Below are 17,834 nucleotides of genomic sequence, written 5' to 3'. Positions count from 1 at the left end.
ATACTAGAGGCGTTACATTATTGCGCCCTCGCGTAACGGAAGCGGTCGACAGCCCGCCGCGAAAGAGGAGACCATGACCAAGCCCAAACTCGTGTTCGACCCGGTGTCGCAGGAGTTCTTCGACAACCCGTACGAGATCTACCAACGGATGCGGGACGAAGCGCCGATCTACTACGACGAGGGCGGCGACTTCTATGCGCTGACGCGGCACGCCGACGTGGCCGCAGCGCTCAAGGACCACGAGGCGTTCTCCTCGTCGCGAGGGTGTGACTTGGCCATGGTGCGCTCCGAGGAGGCTCCGCACAAGTCGATCATCTTCATGGATCCGCCCGAGCACCGGCACATGCGCAGCCTGCTCAACAAGGCGTTCACACCGCGGGCCATCCAGTCGCAGCGCGAAACCATCACCGAACTCGTCGAGCAGTACCTGTCGAAGGTCGATCCCGACAACTTCGATGTGGTGCAGGACTTCTCCGGGCCGTTCCCGGTCGAGGTGATCACCCGGATGGCGGGGGTGCCGGAGGAGTTCCGTCAACAGGTCCGGCGCTGGATCGACAAGGGCCTCGAGCGCGAGCCCGGTCAGATCGGGTTGTCCGACGAAGCCATGCAGGCCAACATCGACTCGGGCGTGTATTACTACGGGCTCGTGCAGGAGCGGCGGCAGAATCCGCAGGACGACATGATCGGCCGTCTCATCCGCGCCGAGATTCCCGGCGAGAACGGCGAGATGCGGCAGCTCGATGACCTGGAGATCACCGGGTTCCTCGCGCTGCTCGGCGGCGCCGGCGCCGAAACGGTCACCAAGCTCGTCGGCAGCGCGGTGGTCGAGTTCGCCCGGCACCCGGAGCAGTGGCAGATGCTGCTCGACGACCGCAGCCTCGTCCCCGCCGCCGTCGAAGAACTGTTGCGCTACGTCGGGCCGGTGCAGTACAACGTGCGCTACACGCTGAAGGAGGCCGAGGTGCCCAGCGGCACCATCCCGGCACACAAGCCGGTGTTCCTGATGAAGGCGGCCGCCAACCGCGATCCCCGCGCGTTCGACAACGCCGAGACGTTCGACATCACCCGGGATCGCACCCAGTCGCCGAACCTCGGCCTCGGATACGGCATCCACAGCTGCCTGGGCGCCGCGCTGGCCCGTCTGGAGACCACGATCGCACTCGAGCACCTACTCGATTTCATGCCGCGTTACGAGGTGAACTTCGACGGTCTCGAACGTGTGCACATGCAGAATGTGGCCGGATACCACCACGTCCCGGTGAGGGTGTTGAAATGACTCAAAAGATCATCGTTGACTTCGGGCTCTGTGAGAGCAACGGGGTGTGCATGGGCATCATCCCCGAGGTGTTCGATCTGGATGAGCAGGACTACCTGCACGTCCTTCAGGAAGAAGTGACGCCGGAGAACGAGCAGCAGGTCCGAGAAGCCGTGCGGCAGTGCCCGCGCCAGGCGATCTCGATCGAAGACGCATGACGACGTCGAAAGTCGTCTTCGACCCGTTCTCGCAGGAGTACTTCGACGGACCGTGGGAGATCTACGCGCGCCTGCGCGAGGAAGCACCGGTCTACTACAACGAGGAACTCGACTTCTACGCGTTGTCGCGGCACGAGGACGTAGCCGCGGCCTATAAGGATTTCGCGACCTACTCCTCGGCGTACGGGCTGGATCTGGCGACCATCCGCTCCGACGAACCGATGCCGGCGAAGATGATCATCCTCATGGATCCGCCCGAACATCGCCACATGCGCAGCCTGGTGAACAAGGTGTTCACCCCGCGCGCGATCGAGGCGATGCGGCCGATGGTTACCGAGACCATCGACAGGTACATCGCCAAGGCCGACCCCGCCCACTTCGACGTCGTCAGCGACTTCTCCGCGTTCTTCCCGGTCGAAGTCATCACCCAGATGCTCGGTGTGCCAGAGGAACACCGGCAGCAGGTCCGAGAATGGGTGGACAAATCGCTGCATCGTGAGCCCGGCCAGGTCGACATGTCCGAAGAGGGTATGCAGGCCATCGGCGAAGCCATGGGTCTCTACTTCCAGCTGATCGGAGAGCGGCGCGCCAACCCGCAGGACGACATGTTCAGCCGCCTGGTGGCCGCCGAGATCACCCGCGAGGACGGTGAGAAGGAGTCGCTCGACGACTTCGAGATCGCGGGATTCGCAACGCTTCTCGGTGGTGCCGGCGCGGAGACCGTCACCAAGTTGGTCGGCAACGCGGCGGTGACGTTCGCCCGCCACCCCGACCAGTGGCAGAAGCTCCTCGACGACCGCGACAAGATCCCGGCCGCGGTCGAGGAACTGCTGCGCTACGAGCCGCCGGTGCACTACAACGTGCGACGCTCGATGCGTGACGTCGAGCTGCACGGCGTGACGATCCCCGAGGGCAAGCCGGTGTTCCTCCTGCAGGCCTCGGCGCACCGCGATCCCGAGGCCTTCACCGACGCCGACACCTTCGACATCGACCGCAACCGCACCGAGGCGCAGAACCTGGGATTCGGCTACGGCATCCACAGCTGCCTGGGCGCGGCGTTGGCGCGGATGGAGACGGCGATCGCGCTGGAGCGGCTGCTCGATCTGATCCCCCGTTACGAAGTGCTGTGGGACGACTGCCGGCGCGTGGCGATGCAGAATGTCGCGGGTTGGTCGCATGTTCCGGTGCGCGCCCTGAGTTGATGCGGTTCGTCTTCGTGCACGGCGGCTTTCACGCCGCCTGGTGCTGGGAGCGGGTGATCGACGAGCTGACGGCGATGGGCCATGACGCGGTCGCGGTGGATCTGCCGGGACACGGCGCACGGGTCGACGAGGATTCGACGCTGGCCAACCGCCGCGACGCGATCGTGGCGGCGCTGCGGGCAGCCGGTTCGGTCAAGAGCGTGCTAGTCGGCCATTCCGACGGCGGCTTCGACGCCACGCTGGCGGCCGACGCCGCACCCCATCTGGTCAGTCACATCACCTACCTCGCGGCGTCGCTGCCCCGTGAGGGTCGCACCTATCCCGAAGCGATGGCGATGCGCGACGACGGCGACGAACTAGGCGAAGACTTCGACGCCGACGTCGGAGAGATGTTGGGCTACTTGAAGTTCGACGATGACGGCGCGATGAGGTTCGCAGACTTCGAAGGCGCGTGGCGTTACTTCTACCACGATTGCGACGAGGCCACCGCGCGCTGGGCCTTCGAGCGCCTGGGCCCCGAGCGCTTCGGCGACACGACGGTGACGCCGGTGTCCGTGCCGCGGTTCTGGGAGGCCGATCTCCCCCGCAGCTTCATTCGTTGTCTCCAGGATCAGTCGATGCCGCGCTGGCTGGCCGACACGGTCACGCGTCGCCTCGGCGTCGAACAGTTGACCATCGACACGTCGCACTCGCCGTTTCTGTCCCGGCCGCGCGAACTCGCTGAACTGCTGGTGCACGCCACGACGACAAAGCCCACCGGCCCGCTGGTGTCCGCCTGAAAGTTCTGCTGAGCGTGCGTGTTTGCACACGACACACCGCGCGGTAGCCGCACTTTGTGCACGTTCACGCCGCGCGAGTGTGCGCGTCGGTCTGGACGCGCGACTATCCCAGCCCGTGCAGGATGACGCCGTTGCAGTCGGCGGCGCTCTGACGCAGCTTCGCCGCGGCCTGGTACTCATCGGAGTAGTACCACGCCTTGGCCGCTTCCTCGGATTCGAACTCGAGCAGCACGGTCTGCGTGCCGTGCCAGGTGCCCTCGATCACCTCGGCCTTCTGGTCGAACGCCAGCAGGTTCGCGCTCGCCATCGTCTGGCTGGCCACCTTGCCGTACTCCGCCATACCGTCCGGATCCTTCACGTCCTCGGTGATGAGGATGTACGCCTTCGCCATTCGAGCTCCTTCGTGTTGATCGCCGGCACCCGCCGGCGTGCTTGTCAGTCGATCTCGCGGATCGCGCGTTCGGGGCAATTGGCGATCGCGTCGCGCGCCGCGGATTCCAGCTCGGCAGGAACCTCCTCCGGGTTCGCCACCGCCCAACCGTCGTCGTTGAGCTCGAACACCTCGGGGCACAGCGTCAGGCACATGCCGTGGCCCGCGCAGCGATCCTCGTCGACGGTGACCTTCATCCGGCATCACCCGAGACCACGTCGAACTCCAGATGCAATTCGGTCAGCCCGCGCAGGATGTAGGTCGGGATGTAGTTGTAGCGACGCTCTCCCGCGGGGCCGTGATGCGCTTCGCTGATCCGGATGTCGGTGGTGCGGTCCAGCAGTCGCTCCAGCCCGACCCGGGTCTCGGCCCGGGCCAGCGGCGCGCCTGGGCAGCTGTGGATGCCGCGGCCGAACGCCAGGTGCTGACGGGCGTTCTTGCGCTCGGGATCGAAGTTGTCCGGATCCTCGAAGCGGCGCGGATCGCGGTTGGCGGCACCGTTGATGACCATCACGGTGCATCCGGCGCCGAGGGCCTGGTCGCCCACCGTCGTCGGCACCCGCGACAACCGGAAGTCGCCCTTGACCGGACTCTCGATGCGCAGGCACTCCTCGATGAAGTTCGGCAGCAGGCTGCGGTCGTCGCGCAGCTTGCGCTGAATATCGGGTCGGTCGCCGAGCACCTTCAGCGCGGTCGAGAGTAGCCGCACCGTGGTCTCCTGGCCGGCAGAGAACACGTTGGTGGCGACGCGGACCACGTCGGCGACCTCGGGCACCGTGCCGTCCGGGAACGTCGCGGTCGCCAACCCCGTCAGGACATCGTCACGCGGTTCGCGGCGACGGTCCTCGACGTACTCGGCGAACACCTCGTAGAGGTACTCCAGGGGCGTCTTCGTCAGAGTCTTCTCGGCGTTGCCCAGCCCGCCGCCGTGCGTGCCGCGGGCCAACCGCTCGAGCAGCTCAGGCCGGTCCTCGTCGGGCACCCCGAGTAGATCGGCGATCACCCGCAGGGTGAACGGCCCGGCGAAACCGCTGATGAACTCGCCCTGCCCAGGCGCGAGGAACTCATCGAGGATGTCGTCGGCGAGCTGCCACATCGCGTCCTCGTTCTCCTTGAGGCGCTTGGGCGTGATCAGCCGCATCAGCAAGGCGCGGTGGTTGGTGTGTGTCGGCGGGTCGAGGGTCGGCAGCTGGTCGCTGAACGGGATCTCGTCGCGGTGTTCGACGATCAGGTCGGTGACGTCGTCCCCTTCGAGCGGAACGGGAAAGCCCGGGAACGGGCCGGTCACCGAGATGCACGACGAGAACGTCTCGGCGTCGTTGTAGACGTCGACGGCCTCCTGCCAGCCGGTCACCATCGTCACGCCGTAGTGGTCCTCACGGGCGACCGGGCACTTGTTGCGCAGAGCCTCGTAGAACGGGTACGGGTCGTCGGTCAGACGCCCGTCCCGGAAGAAGTCGACCTTGGTCATGTCCTCGGTGAGGTCCTCGGTCATGCGCCCTCCGTTTCGACGATCTCAAGCAACGAGAACGTGATTCTCATATCTGGGTATCAGATTTCCATAGTGGCACGGCGTCGTCAACGAGACCCCCGGGGCGACTCGGTGCTCTAGCGGTCGAGCAGCGATCGGTAGAGCACCGAAATCGCTCACTGGATGGGCTCGTCACCCAGCACCGTCGTGCGCAGCATTTCGCGTGGCGAGTCCGGGTCGTACGGTGCGGCACGGTGCAGAACGCCGTTGTTGTCCCAGATCACCGTGTCGCCGACGGACCAGCGGTGGCTGTAGACCAGGTGCGGCTGCGTGGCACGGTCGAGGAGCTCGGCGAGAAGCGCCCGGCCCTCGTCGAGGTCCATACCGACGATGTAGTCCGCCGACGCGCCCAACACCAGCGACTTGCGCCCGCTGCGGTGCGTCCACACCAGCGGGTGCTGGTGGGTCGGGCGGGACCGCCACCTGGCCACCAGCTCGGGCGACGGGTCGGGAGTGACCCGGCGCTGGGAGGCCTCCAGCGAATGCACCACCCGCATCGCCCCGAAGCGCTCCTTCTCCTCGTCGGTGAACGCTTCGTAGGCCGCATACGAGTTCGCGAACTCGGTCTCGCCGCCGGTCTCGGCCACCTGCTTGGCCGAGAGCACGGTCGCCTTCTGCGGGCACTCGTCGTTGGTGGGCGTGCATCCGTCGATGTGCCAGTCGAAGGTGGCCCGCAGGTAGTCCGCCGAGGCGTTCTTCGACTTGTCGAGTGTCACCGGATAGATGCCGGCAACCGGATGGTGGCCGTCCGACGAGTGGTCGATCTCACCCAGCCGCCGACAGAACGCGACCTGCGCCTCCGGAGTCAGCCCGAGTCCGGGAAACACCAGTACGCCGTTGTCCTCCAACGCATCCAGAATGGCGGCGCCCAGCGCGTCGTCGTGGGCCAGAGCCTCGGAGTCGACGTCTGTCACCTCCGCGCCGACCGATGCGGTGAGCTTGTTGATGGTCAGCAGGCTCATGGTGTCGTCTCCTTGGTCATGGCACCGGCGCGCTGACGCGGTTCATCACCGCGTCGGCGGAGTCGGCGGGTTTTTGTGTACCGAACACCTCGACGGCCATTGACACCATGATCATCGAGTAGATGAGATGCAACAGGTTCAGCGCGTCCTCGGGCAGATCGTCGAGCGGGAACTTGTCGCAGTAGTCGATAGCTTCTTCGAATCGTGGCGTGAACGCGTCATAGAACTTCCGGATCTCCGGCATGGGGGTGGCCATCCGGGTCGCCCACCTCTCGGCTTCGGTTGGCAGGCACCACTTCTCGGCGAACGGCTCGAACTCCGCGAACGCACTGGGCAGACGCGTCATGGTCACACCCCCACCGGCGAGCGCTCGGCTTTGTACTCCTCGACCCACTTGACGGCCTCGTGGTGCAGGTGACGCACCAGGATCTCCTGGTCGCTGAGCGGGTATTCGTCGACTATCGGCTCGCCAAGGCCGTACTCCAGCGCCGCCTGCGTGCCGCCGAGCATTCCGGCGTCCTGCAGCGCGAATTCCTTGAGCACCACCGAGGCGACCTCGTGCTCGATGCGTTCGCGCACCGTCCGGGCGGGATGAAATGCGTTGTAGGCCTCGAACTTATGGGTGTTGTGCGACGTCGGCCAGTACCGGTACAGCAGATACCAGCCGTGGTAGATGAGGATCTCCAGGTTCGGGAAGATCTGGAAGTTGGTGATGCCCCAGGGTTCGATGCCGCCGGGGTTCAGCCCGGCCGACTGATGCGTCTCCGGGGTGCGCCACGGCCCGACGAGACCGCTGCGCGTGACCCGTTCGACCGGATACATGTACTCCGGATCGAGCAGCCAGCGACGGGTGCCCGCCGTCGACACCAGCCGGTGGGGACCGTCGATTTGGAAGTGGCCGCACTCGAAGGTCGCGTTGGGTTGGCGCACCGCGCTGGGCACCTGCTGCGAGTGCAGCGAGGGCACGTGGTAGTACTCCTGGAACGCGTCGGCGAAGATCTTCCAGTTGCTGTTGTTGCGCGCCTCGAATTCGTAACGCTCGGTCATCAATTCGAACGGGTAGTCGTCGAGCGCGGTGATCATCGGACCGAGGAATTCGCGCAGGGTCCACCGCGGTTCGGGATCGAAGTTGATGAAGATGAACCCGTTCCACACGTCGCACTGCACCGGCTTCAAGCCGCGCCGCTCGTGGTCCAGGCCGAAGAACTCGCTCTCCTGCTGGACGAAGGTCAGATCGCCCTTGAGGTCGTAACGCCACCCGTGGTACTTGCAGGTGAACTGTCGACAGGTGCCCTTGACCTCTTCGTGGGGAAAGTCGTTCCACACCAACTTGTTTCCCCGGTGACGGCAGATGTTGTAGAAGGCGCGGATCTGCTGATCCCTGCCCCGTACCACGATCACCGACGTCTTGGCGGCGTCGATCTCCTTGGTCAGGTAGCTTCCGACGCGCGGCAGTTCCTCGACACGCGCGACGTTGAGCCAGGCGCGTTTGAACACCGCCTCGCGTTCGAGCTCGTAGAACTCCGGTGAGATCGAGTCACGGAACGAGATGGGCCCGGTTCCCAGCTCCGGATAATGCTCGGTCCAGCTGCCCTCGGCCGGCTTGGGCCACTTAGCCATCGAAACCTCCGTGTCGTGGTTGGTGTGCGGAAAGCGAGGCGGTCATCACAGCACCGACCCACCGTTGACGCCGAGGATCTGACCGGTGATGAAACCGGCCTCCTCAGAGCACAGGAAGCCCACGGCCGCGGCGATGTCGTCGCCGGTGCCGAGGTGCCCCAGGGGGACGGTCGCGGCCATCTGCTCGTTCGACGGCAGGTGTCCGGACTGCTGACCGGCGTGCTGCATCGGCGTCTCGATGGCCGACGGCGGGATGTTGTTGACCGTGATGCCGGCCGGACCATACTCGCGCGCAAGCGATTTGGTCAGCGACAGCAACGCACCCTTTGAGGCGGCATAGTGCGCCATCCGTGGCGAGCCGCGCTGCGCGCTCGACGACGAGATCATCACGATGCGACCCCAGCCCGCGTCGAGCATGTCGGGTACGGCCACCTGACAGCAGTGGAAGGTTCCGGTGAGGTTGACGTCGATCAGCCGCTGCCACGCCTGCGGCGTGATGTCGGTGAACGCCGCCCAGTCCACGGCACCGGCGCTGGTGACCAGGATGTGCACCGGCCCCAGCTCGTTACGCACTTTCGCGAACGCCTCCTCGACCGCCGAGCGATCGCTGACATCGGCGGCCACCCCCAGGGCCGTCACGCCGTCGGCCCTCAGCTTTTCGGCGACCCGTTGGGCCGCTTCACCGTTGACGTCGAGCACGGCCACCTTGTGCCCACGACGACCGAGCTCGTGGCACGTCGCCTCCCCCATGCCCGAAGCACCGCCGGTCACCACCGCGACACGGGTCATCACTTGACCTCGTCTTCTACTCATAGCTCACGTGGACAGTCCGGCTCGTCGGCAGCGACTGACACGTCAGTACCCAACCTTCGGCCACTTCGTCGTCGTCGAGAGCATCGTTGTTCAGCATGCGGGCGCTTCCGGACACGATGCGCGCCATACACGTTCCGCACGAACCGGTCTCGCATGACGAGGGGGCACGTAACCCCGCCATGCGCGCGGTCTGCAGCAGCGTGTTACCCGACCGGTAGGGCGCGGTGGTGGTCTTGCGATCCAGTTCGATGACCACCTCCTCGGTTCGCTCGGAGGTGGCGGCGACCTCGGCGGGAACCGGTGCCACCGTGAACCGTTCGAGGTGAAGCCGCTCGCGGGGCACACCCATGCCCAGCAGCGTGTTCTCCACCGTGTCCATGAACGGCCCTGGCCCGCAGATGTAGTAGTCGACCTCACCGCACGCCGATGCGAATGCCTCGACCGCCGAGGGTTGCACGACGCCGGCTTCGTCGTCGAAGTGATTGGTCACCGACAGGCGTTCGGCGTTGTCGGCGGCAAGCCTCGCGAGGGGCTCGCCGAAGATCACCGAATCGTGGCTTCTGTTGGCGTAGAACAGTCGAACCCGCCGGCGGGTGCTCACCAACGCGGCTCCGATCAGCGAGAAGATCGGGGTGATACCGCTACCGCCCGCGAACGCGACGATGTCACGGTCGGTGTCACCGAGCAGGAAGCGGCCGTCGGGGGGCGCGGCGTGGATCTCGCCGCCCACCTGCGCGGTGTCGTTGAGCCAGTTCGAGACCAGGCCACCCGGGTCGCGCTTGACGGTGATCTGCAGGTCGTTCCCGTTGTGCGGGTACGACGACATCGAGTAACACCGCCGATGGTCGTCTCCGCCGACCCTGACCTGCAGCGTCAGGTACTGACCCGCCTTGTAGACGAAGCGATCCGAGCAGTCCGCCGGAACATCGAGAACCAGCGATACCGCGTCGCTGGTCTCGGGCACCACGCGTTTGATGCGCAGCGGGGCGAACTCGTCGTCGGACATCGTCACCACAGTATCAAGTACTTGCGATTGATCTCAACCACTTGAAGCCCCCGGGTACGCCGGTGACGTAGCGTGACCGGATGCAACCGCATCGCGTCATCGCATGGGGCACCGGCGCCGTCGGCGTCGAGATGATCACCGCGATACTCGACAACCGCTCGGCGTTCGATCTCGTCGGGGCACGCGTGTATTCGGCGGACAAGGACGGTGTCGACATCGGGACGCTGGCCGGCCTCGACCCCATCGGCGTCGCCGCCACCACCGACGTGAATCGCATCCTCGCCGTCGACGCCGACTGCGTGCTGTACACGCCACGCAACACCGACGTCGACGAGGTGTGCGCGATCCTGGCCAGCGGTAAGAACGTGGCCACGACCGCATTCCTGTTCCACCCGCGGCGCACCCGGCCCGCCGACCGCGAACGGTTGCTCGACGCGTGCCAGACCGGCAACAGCACCGTGCACGGCAGCGGCCTGAATCCGGGCAACCTCTCCGGCGTGCTGCCGCTGGCGTTGTCGGGGATGAGCCGCACCATCGACAAGGTCACCCTGCAGGAGCGCGCCGACTGGTCGGTCTACGACAGCACCGCCATCACGTTCGACAACATGTGCTTCGGAGAACCCGTCGAGACCATCAGCCCCACGGGCAGCGACTTCCTGGCGTTCAACAGCGCGATCTTCAGCGAGCAGGTTTGGCTCATCGCCGACGCGCTCAACGCCGGCATCGACGAGGTGACCGCCGCTGTCGACGCCGTCCCGGCCATGTCGGACCATCAGATCTTCGACCGGATGCTGGCGGCGGGAACGACGGCGGGGCAACGGTGGACCTGGTCGGGCCGACGCGATGGTCAGACCTTGGTCGAGATCGAGACGCTGTGGACCGTCGGCAACGAATACCCCGGGCATTGGCCCAAGCCACAGCACGGCTGGACGCTGACCATCGAGGGTGATCCCTCGATGCGCGCTCACTTCTTCTCCCTCGCCAGCTTCAGCCGCGACGCGAGCATGGCCGAGCATGTGCGGTCGGCGAACGTGGCGACGGCGATGCAGGTACTCAATGCGGTGCCCGCGATCGTCGCCGCGCCCGCAGGATTCGCGACGATGGCCGATCTCCCTTTGATCCGCAGCCACATCGGTTTCGGCAACGGATGAGTTGATCAGTCGCCGATGTGGTCGTCGGCCATCGTGTGCCCGGTGCCCTTCACGACCACCCGGGCCAGCAGGTCACGCAGCGTCTGCTGCTCTTCTGGCGTGAGGACGCCGAAAACGGCTTCGTGCGCGGCGATGGCATCGCTGACGACCGCACCGGCGACCTTACGTCCTTCAGAAGTGAGGTAGGCCTTGAGGATTCGCGCGTGCTGAGGATCGGGTTTGCGTTCGACCAGTCCCCGCTGCTCCAGAGACTTGACCGCCAGCTGCACCCCCTGCGGGGTGATCAGCAAGCGGCGCGCGAGTTCGGCGCCGGACAGCCCCGGCTCATTGGAGAGTTGGCGCAGCACACCGATCTGGGCGGTGCTGACGCCGTGCTGGCTGACCGCGTCGTTGACGGCCGTGAGCGCGAAGTACCACGCCTGCTTCAGATGCCACAGGATGTTGTCGCCCAGTTCCATGCCCAGTTCTGGGTTTGTCTGCCTAGCCACCGTCCAAGTTCCCTTCGTGCTTGTAGACGTGACCGTCCTTCATCACGAAACACACGTCGAGGGTGGCGGTGATGTCTTGGGCCAGATCCCCGGGCACCGCGATGATGTCGGCGAGGTATCCCGGCGCCAGGCGCCCCAATTCGTCGTCGGCCTCGATCAGCTCGGCACTGGTCACCGTGGCGGCGCGAATCGCCTGCATCGGCGTCATCCCCCGTTCGACGAGCGCACACAGTTCCTTGGCGTTCTGTCCGTGCGGGATCGCCGGCGCGTCGGTGCCGCAGGCGATCCGCACACCGGCCGCGATGGCCTTCGGCAGCATGGCCTGTGCGCGGGGAAACACCTCCTCGGCCTTCTTGCGCAACTCGGGAGCGATGCGGTCGATCGCCATCGCCTGGGTCAGGTAGGTGGTCGAGACCAGGAAGGTGCCGGTGTCGGCCATCAGTTGGATGGTGTCGTCGCTGGCGAGGAAGCCGTGCTCGATGCAATCGATGCCTGCCCTGATGCATGCACGGATCGCGCTGTCGCCCACCGCATGGGCGGCGACGCGGACACCGGCTCGGTGGGCCTCGTCGGCGATCGCGGCGAACTCCTCGTCGCTGTACTGCTGGGCACCGGGGGCGGTGCTGTGCGACATCACCCCGCCCGAGGCCGACACCTTGATCAGTTTGGCGCCGTGGCGGACCTGGTAGCGCACACATGCGCGCACGTCGTCGACGCCGTTGGCGATGCCCTCGGCCACCGACAGCGGCATGATGCCCGGAGCCAGCCGCTGGAACACCGTCGGGTCGAGGTGGCCGCCGTACGGGGTGACCGCGTGCCCGGCGGGGTAGATCCGCGGGCCGACGTGCCACCCCTGATCGATCGCCCGCTGCAGCGCGACGTCGAGCAGGTAGCCGCCCGTCTTGACCATCAGACCGAGGTTGCGCACGGTGGTGAACCCGGCCTCCAGCGTGGTGCGGGCATTGACCGCCCCGCGCAACGTGCGATAGACCGGATCGTCCTGCACACCGTGCATCGGACTGGGCAAGCCCTCGGGCCCACCGGGCCCGCCGATGAGGAGGTTGAGCTCCATGTCCATCAGGCCCGGCAACAGCGTGACATCGCCGAGGTCGATTTCCGTGGCCGAATCATCTTGTGGTTCCGGCGGATTGACGGCCATGATGCGGTCGCCTTCGACGACCACCACGGCCGGCGAGCGCACCTCACCAGTATCGACGTCGGCCCAGCGCGCGGCGCGCAGGACGGTGCGCGTCGTCACGGAACCGGTTCGGAAACGCAGTCGAGCGTCGTGGCCCCCGAATCGGGCACCTTCGGCTGCTTCCAGCACTCGACCGGGAAGGACACCTGAATCATCGAGTACAGCAGATGCATCAGGTTCAGCACGTCCTCGGGCAACTCGTCCAGCGAGAACTTGTCGCAGTAGGCGATGGCCTCCTCCGCGCGCGCGGTGATCGCGTCGTAGAAGGCCTGCATCTCGGTCATCGTCGAGGACAGCCGCTTGGCATAGCGTTCGGCCTCCGACCCCAGACACCAGTCCGAAAACTGTTCGAGGTCGGCGAATTCCGGCGGCAACTTGGCGGTCGTCATCTCACACACCCGCCGTCTTGCGTTCGTAGTCCTCCACCCACGAGGCGGTCTCCTTGTGCAGGTGGCGGATCAGCACCTCCTGGTCACAGAGCAGGAAGTCATCGAGCACCCGCGACTCGATCATCGACTGGGTGGCCTCCAGCGTGTTGGCGTCCTGCAACCCGTATTCCTTGAACGACACCGCGGCCAGTTCCTGCGCGATGCGTTCCCGCGGAGTGCGCGGTTGCGGGAAGTACACGGTGCCCTCGAACAGGTGCGTGTTGTACGACGTGGGCCAGTAGTGATAGGTCAGGTACCAGCCCTGCCCCCAGAACAAGATCACGAAGTTCGGGAACAACTGGAACGAATCAAGGCCCCACGGATCGCATTTCGCGGGGTTCAGGCCGGGGGGCATCTCCCCCAGATCCGGTTTGTCCCAGGGGCCGAACAACCCGCTCTGACAAATGTCCTCGATCGGCTTGCGCATCTCGTCGGCCATCTCCCAGGCGCGCACACCCGACGTGCTGACCAGCCGGTGCGGCCCCTCGATGCGATAGTGCGGGGCCTCGAAGCCTGCCTCGGCGGCGGCCTTCGAGTAGGCGGTGGGCGACTGGTTCGCGTGCAGCACCGGTGCGTGGTAGAACTCCTGGAAGGCGTCCATGTAGAGCTTCCAGTTCGCCTTCACCTCGGACCGGTAGTAGAACCGCGACGTCATCTTGTCGAAGGGGTAGCCCTCCAGGGCGGTGATCATCGGACCGAGGAACTCGCGCAGCGACTGCTCGGGCTCCTTGGCGAAGTTGACGAAGATGAACCCTTCCCAGACCTCACAGTGCACCGGCACCAGCCCGTAGCGGCTCTTGTCGAGGTTGAAGAATTCCCCCTCCTGCTGCACGAAGGTGAGGTTGCCGTCGAGGTCGTAGCGCCAGGCGTGGTACTTGCAGGTGAACTGCCTGCACACCCCGCTGGTCTCCTCGAGCGGCATGTCGTTCCACACCAGCTTGTTGCCGCGGTGTCGGCAGATGTTGTGATACGCCTTGACCTCACCTGAGGTCGTCCGCACCACGATGATCGACGTGCTGGCGACCTTCAACTCTTTGGTGAAGTAGCTTCCCTTGCGCGGAACCTGTTCGGTCCGACCAACATTGAGCCAGGCGCGCTTGAAGATCGCGCGGCGCTCCTTCTCGTAGAACTCCGGGCTGATGGAGTCCTCGTAGGAGACCGGATCGGTGCCCAGTTCGGGATAGTGCTCCGTCCAACTTCCTTCCGGCGGTTTGGGAAAGCGAGCCATTGCCTACTCCTGTCCGCCCGGCCTGGACCGTGCCGGGAGCTGCAGCGCCGACGGTATATGCTCCATGTCACAATCGCAAGTAGTTGATATAGACCGGCGCGGGCGAACGCCGTCACCGAGTTTCCGCACGGCGGTCGCGGCCGCTCGTCATGCCGCAAGCAGCGCGAAAGGGTGTGCACACAAATGCGATCGGACGAGTTGTTCATCGGCGGCCGATGGTCCAAGGCGAGCGCCGGAGACTACATCGAGGTCGTCTCCCCGCACACCGAGGAACCGGTCGCGCGCGTCGCCGCCGCCGGACCCGCGGACATCGACGCGGCCGTCGCCGCCGCGCGCTCCGCATTCGACTCCGGCCCGTGGCCGCGCCTCGCCCCCACCGAACGCATCGCGGCCGTGCGCCGGCTGGCCGAGCGGTACGGCGAACGGCGCGGCGAAATGGCCGAGACGATCACCGCCGAAATCGGGGCGCCGATCAGCTTCGCGCAGCGCGCGCAGGTCGGGCTGCCCGCGATGATGATGTCGGCGTTCTGCGATCTGGCCGAGGGGTATCCGTGGGAGGAATCCCGCCCGGGAATGTACGGGACCGACATCCGCATCCGCCGCGAGCCGGTCGGCGTCGTCGGCGCGATCGTGCCGTGGAACATGCCGCAGTTCCTCATCGTCACCAAGCTGATCCCGGCGCTGCTCGCCGGCTGCACGGTCGTGGTCAAACCGGCACCCGAATCGCCGCTGGACGCACTGCTGCTCGCCGACATGATCGCCGAGGCCGGGCTGCCCGAAGGTGTGGTCAGCGTGCTGCCCGGCGACCGGTCCGCGGGTGAGTACCTCGTGAAACATCGCGGGGTGGACAAGGTCTCGTTCACCGGGTCGACCGCGGCGGGCAAGGCGGTGGCCGCCGCGTGCGCCGTCGACCTGCGGCGCGTCAGCCTCGAACTCGGCGGCAAGTCGGCGGCCATCGTGCTCGCCGATGCCGACCCCGCTGCCGTCGCCGCCGGCGTTCGCTCGGCGAGCCTGTCCAACAGCGGTCAGATCTGCAACGCGCTCACCAGGATTCTGGTGCCTGCGCAACGCTCGGGGGATTTCACCGATGCGTTGGCCGCCGAGATGACGTCGCTCGTGGTCGGGGATCCGACGGATCCGGCCACACAGGTCGGACCACTCGTCGCACAACGTCAGCAGCAGCGCGTGCGGGGTTACATCGAGAAGGGCCAGTCCGAAGGTGCCCGCCTCGTCGTCGGGGGCGCCGACATGCCCGACGGGCTCGACCGGGGCTGGTATGTGAAGCCGACGTTGTTCGCCGACGCCGACAACGACATGACCATCGCGCGCGAGGAGATCTTCGGCCCCGTTCTGACCGTCATCGCGTATGCCGACGAGGACGAAGCGGTGGCCATCGCCAACGACTCCGACTACGGCCTGGCCGGATCGGTGTGGACCGCTGACACCGAGCGCGGGGTAGCTGTCGCCGCGCGCATCCGCACCGGCACATTCGGCGTCAACCAGGGCTACACGATGGATCCGTTCGCACCGTTCGGCGGCGTCAAGGACAGCGGCTACGGCCGCGAACTCGGGCGCGAGGGAATCGACGGGTACACCGACACGAAATCCATCTCGATTGCCACAGCGTAGTTTTCGCCCCGTACTCGCGTGGGCTCACGTCAGGGGAACTTGATCGCCGAGACGTACATGTCGATGATCGGCCGGTACAGGTCGACGTCGTCGAGCTCACTGCCGAGCACGATGGCGTCGCTGGTGGCGATCAGCACCTGGGCGAACGTCAACGGCGGGATCACCAGGGTTGCACCGAGCCGGTCGAGGCCGTCGACGATGAACTTCGCCAAGGCCTCGACCACCTCGGTCCGCTTGCCGACGACGCGTTCTCGCGCATCCGGATTGCGCAGCAAGTACAGCGTGAACTCGTGACCGAGGGCGGCGTGTTCGGCGCCGCGGTCCCGGCTCAGCTGACGCCACCGCTGCGCGATCTCGTCGCGCTCGCGGGCCCCCACCTGTTTCGACGACGACATCACCTCGGCGAAGTTGTCGAAATAGCGCCGCCAGTAGCGGTCGCTGACGGCCAAAAACAACTCCTCCTTGGTGGCGAAGTGCTTGTATATGGCGCCCTTCGTGTAACCGGCTTCATAGGCGATGTCGTCGACAGTGGCTGCCGTGAAGCCCTTTTCGGCGAACACGTCCTCGGCCGCGTCCAGCAGCAGGGACCGGGTGTGTTCGAGTCGCCGCTCCCGGGTCCACCGCTCCGCCATGCCGGAATTCTGCCATAAGAATCTGAGATCCCATTGAGTTCTCCAGATACCGACGGGTATATTTCTCGGGATCGCGATGACGAGGCGCGGTCGAGGAGGCGTGGTGAGCGAACTGTCGAACAAGCCATCCACTGAGTCGCTGAGCTCCGTGGGTCGACTCGAAGAGGCGTCGCCGCAGGCTTCGCGCCGAGTCAAGATCTGGGCGACGGCGGGCGGCCTGATCCTGGCCCTTCAGGTCTACGTCTGGATCCGGTGGATCACCGGCCCGTACTTCACGCCGGTCGATCCCGGTCCGACGGAACCGCCGACCTTCATGAAGGTCGCGTTGATGATGTGGCAGATCGGCTCACCGGTGCTCTTCCCGGTCGCCATCTGGTGGTTCATCATCCGGCCGTGGCGACGCGAACGCCGCATCACGTTGGACGGCATGATCATGGTGTCCACGGGCCTGTTCTTCTTTCAGGACCCGCTGCTGAACTACATCAACACTTGGTGCACCTATAACGCGTGGGCGTTCAACATGGGTTCGTGGGCCCCGCATGTTCCGGGTTGGCTCTCGCCCGAGAGGCCCGGCGCCCAGGTGGCAGAACCGTTGGGCATCAACGTTTCCGGATACGCGTACGGCGTGCTGCTGTGCACGATCCTGGGCTGCTGGGTCATGCGAAAGGCCCAGCAGCGCTGGCCGAACCTCGGCACCAAGGGTCTGATCGGCGTCGCTTTCGCGTGGGGTTTCGTGTTCGATTTCGTGATGGAGGGCCTGGTCCTGATGCCGCTGGGGATGTACACCTTCCCCGGTGCCATCCAGGCGCTGTCGATCAACGCGGGCACCTACTACCAGTGGCCGATCTACGAGGGCCTGATGTGGGGCGGCGTACAGGCCGCGCTGTGCTGCCTGCGGTTCTTCACCGACGACCGCGGCCGCACCGTCGTCGAGAAGGGACTCGACAACGTCCGGGGCGGATTCGCCAAACAGCAATTTGTGCGTTTCCTCGCGATCTTCGCCGCCATCAGCGCATCGTTCTTCGTCTTCTACATCATTCCCGCGCAGTTCATGGCGACCCATGCCGACCCGTGGCCCGAGGACGTCCAGAAGCGCTCCTACTTCACGTCTGGCCTGTGCGGCGACGGCACCGACCGGCCGTGCCCCGACCCGTCGCTGCCCATTCCGACCAGACACTCCGGTTACATCAACACCGACGGCGAACTCGTGCTGCCCGAGGGCGTGGAGATGCCCGCGGTGGTGCCGCACGAGCGGAGCGAATGA

At 65.9% G+C, this 17,834-nt stretch carries 20 protein-coding genes; 7 read left to right on the top strand and 13 right to left on the bottom strand.

Features of this window, described 5'->3' with window-relative positions:
* The first annotated feature begins 73 nt into the window (after positions 1-73).
* Genes AU198_RS19800 through AU198_RS19785 form a run of 4 tightly spaced genes read left to right on the top strand, consistent with a single transcriptional unit; the run spans position 74 to position 3,454 of the window.
* A complete protein-coding gene (locus AU198_RS19800) occupies positions 74-1,276 on the top strand; it encodes a cytochrome P450 (RefSeq protein WP_064350279.1) in 1,203 nt (400 codons plus the stop codon).
* Positions 1,273-1,473, top strand: coding sequence for a ferredoxin (locus tag AU198_RS19795; protein ID WP_064350278.1), 201 nt, complete (start codon positions 1,273-1,275; stop codon positions 1,471-1,473). The genes AU198_RS19800 and AU198_RS19795 overlap by 4 nt, the downstream gene beginning before the upstream one ends.
* Positions 1,470-2,675 (top strand): cytochrome P450, encoded by a 1,206-nt coding sequence (locus tag AU198_RS19790; RefSeq protein WP_064350277.1) that lies wholly within the window; start codon positions 1,470-1,472, stop codon positions 2,673-2,675. The genes AU198_RS19795 and AU198_RS19790 overlap by 4 nt, the downstream gene beginning before the upstream one ends.
* Positions 2,675-3,454 carry an alpha/beta fold hydrolase gene (locus AU198_RS19785; RefSeq protein WP_064350276.1) on the top strand — a complete coding sequence of 260 codons (780 nt, stop codon included), beginning with the start codon at positions 2,675-2,677 and terminating at the stop codon, positions 3,452-3,454. The genes AU198_RS19790 and AU198_RS19785 overlap by 1 nt, the downstream gene beginning before the upstream one ends.
* Positions 3,455-3,557: 103 nt before the next feature.
* On the opposite strand, the gene AU198_RS19780 is transcribed toward AU198_RS19785, so the two are convergent.
* The 8 genes from AU198_RS19780 to AU198_RS19745 all read right to left on the bottom strand — a co-directional run bounded on the left by AU198_RS19780 (position 3,558) and on the right by AU198_RS19745 (position 9,816).
* Positions 3,558-3,845: a DUF1330 domain-containing protein gene (locus AU198_RS19780; RefSeq protein ID WP_064350275.1), complete on the bottom strand. Its 288-nt coding sequence runs from the start codon at positions 3,843-3,845 to the stop codon at positions 3,558-3,560.
* 44 nt (positions 3,846-3,889) lie between these two features.
* On the bottom strand, positions 3,890-4,081 hold the full coding sequence (locus AU198_RS19775) for a ferredoxin (protein WP_064350274.1): 192 nt from the start codon (positions 4,079-4,081) through the stop codon (positions 3,890-3,892).
* Positions 4,078-5,379: a cytochrome P450 gene (locus tag AU198_RS19770; protein ID WP_064350273.1), complete on the bottom strand. Its 1,302-nt coding sequence runs from the start codon at positions 5,377-5,379 to the stop codon at positions 4,078-4,080. Before AU198_RS19770 ends, AU198_RS19775 begins: the two co-directional genes overlap by 4 nt.
* A 152-nt stretch (positions 5,380-5,531) precedes the next feature.
* Positions 5,532-6,377: a TauD/TfdA dioxygenase family protein gene (locus AU198_RS19765; protein ID WP_064350272.1), complete on the bottom strand. Its 846-nt coding sequence runs from the start codon at positions 6,375-6,377 to the stop codon at positions 5,532-5,534.
* A 16-nt stretch (positions 6,378-6,393) separates the two neighbouring features.
* On the bottom strand, positions 6,394-6,723 hold the full coding sequence (locus tag AU198_RS19760; RefSeq protein WP_064350467.1) for a hypothetical protein: 330 nt from the start codon (positions 6,721-6,723) through the stop codon (positions 6,394-6,396).
* A gap of 2 nt (positions 6,724-6,725) precedes the next feature.
* On the bottom strand, positions 6,726-7,997 hold the full coding sequence (locus AU198_RS19755; protein ID WP_064350271.1) for an aromatic ring-hydroxylating oxygenase subunit alpha: 1,272 nt from the start codon (positions 7,995-7,997) through the stop codon (positions 6,726-6,728).
* 45 nt (positions 7,998-8,042) lie between these two features.
* Positions 8,043-8,786, bottom strand: a complete 744-nt coding sequence (locus tag AU198_RS19750) for an SDR family NAD(P)-dependent oxidoreductase (RefSeq protein ID WP_064350270.1) — start codon at positions 8,784-8,786, stop codon at positions 8,043-8,045.
* 16 nt (positions 8,787-8,802) lie between these two features.
* Entirely contained in the window at positions 8,803-9,816 is a 1,014-nt protein-coding gene (locus tag AU198_RS19745; RefSeq protein WP_064350466.1) for a ferredoxin--NADP reductase, read from the bottom strand.
* An 80-nt stretch (positions 9,817-9,896) separates the two neighbouring features.
* Here AU198_RS19745 and AU198_RS19740 point away from each other — a divergent pair, with 80 nt between their 5' ends.
* Positions 9,897-10,967, top strand: a complete 1,071-nt coding sequence (locus tag AU198_RS19740; RefSeq protein WP_064350269.1) for an NAD(P)H-dependent amine dehydrogenase family protein — start codon at positions 9,897-9,899, stop codon at positions 10,965-10,967.
* A 5-nt stretch (positions 10,968-10,972) separates the two neighbouring features.
* On the opposite strand, the gene AU198_RS19735 is transcribed toward AU198_RS19740, so the two are convergent.
* The 4 genes from AU198_RS19735 to AU198_RS19720 are packed head-to-tail and all read right to left on the bottom strand — an operon-like array spanning position 10,973 to position 14,309.
* Positions 10,973-11,425 carry a MarR family winged helix-turn-helix transcriptional regulator gene (locus AU198_RS19735; RefSeq protein ID WP_064350268.1) on the bottom strand — a complete coding sequence of 151 codons (453 nt, stop codon included), beginning with the start codon at positions 11,423-11,425 and terminating at the stop codon, positions 10,973-10,975.
* Between the two features lie 22 nt (positions 11,426-11,447).
* A complete protein-coding gene (locus tag AU198_RS19730; protein WP_064350267.1) occupies positions 11,448-12,713 on the bottom strand; it encodes a metal-dependent hydrolase family protein in 1,266 nt (421 codons plus the stop codon).
* The gene (locus tag AU198_RS19725) at positions 12,710-13,042 is read right to left on the bottom strand and encodes a hypothetical protein (protein WP_064350266.1); all 333 of its coding nucleotides are present in this window, start codon (positions 13,040-13,042) and stop codon (positions 12,710-12,712) included. The genes AU198_RS19730 and AU198_RS19725 overlap by 4 nt, the downstream gene beginning before the upstream one ends.
* A gap of 1 nt (position 13,043) precedes the next feature.
* On the bottom strand, positions 13,044-14,309 hold the full coding sequence (locus AU198_RS19720) for an aromatic ring-hydroxylating oxygenase subunit alpha (protein WP_064350265.1): 1,266 nt from the start codon (positions 14,307-14,309) through the stop codon (positions 13,044-13,046).
* A gap of 183 nt (positions 14,310-14,492) precedes the next feature.
* On the opposite strand from AU198_RS19720, the gene AU198_RS19715 reads away from it, so the two are divergent.
* Positions 14,493-15,938 (top strand): aldehyde dehydrogenase, encoded by a 1,446-nt coding sequence (locus AU198_RS19715; RefSeq protein ID WP_064350264.1) that lies wholly within the window; start codon positions 14,493-14,495, stop codon positions 15,936-15,938.
* Positions 15,939-15,967: 29 nt separating this feature from the next.
* Here AU198_RS19715 and AU198_RS19710 read toward each other — a convergent pair whose 3' ends face one another.
* Positions 15,968-16,570, bottom strand: a complete 603-nt coding sequence (locus tag AU198_RS19710) for a TetR/AcrR family transcriptional regulator (protein ID WP_064350263.1) — start codon at positions 16,568-16,570, stop codon at positions 15,968-15,970.
* Positions 16,571-16,673: 103 nt separating this feature from the next.
* Here AU198_RS19710 and AU198_RS19705 point away from each other — a divergent pair, with 103 nt between their 5' ends.
* Positions 16,674-17,834, top strand: a complete 1,161-nt coding sequence (locus AU198_RS19705) for a spirocyclase AveC family protein (protein ID WP_064350465.1) — start codon at positions 16,674-16,676, stop codon at positions 17,832-17,834.

It is taken from the genome of Mycobacterium sp. GA-1199, from assembly GCF_001500045.1.
Taxonomy (GTDB): domain Bacteria; phylum Actinomycetota; class Actinomycetes; order Mycobacteriales; family Mycobacteriaceae; genus Mycobacterium.
This window is presented reverse-complemented; position numbering and strand designations above follow the sequence as displayed.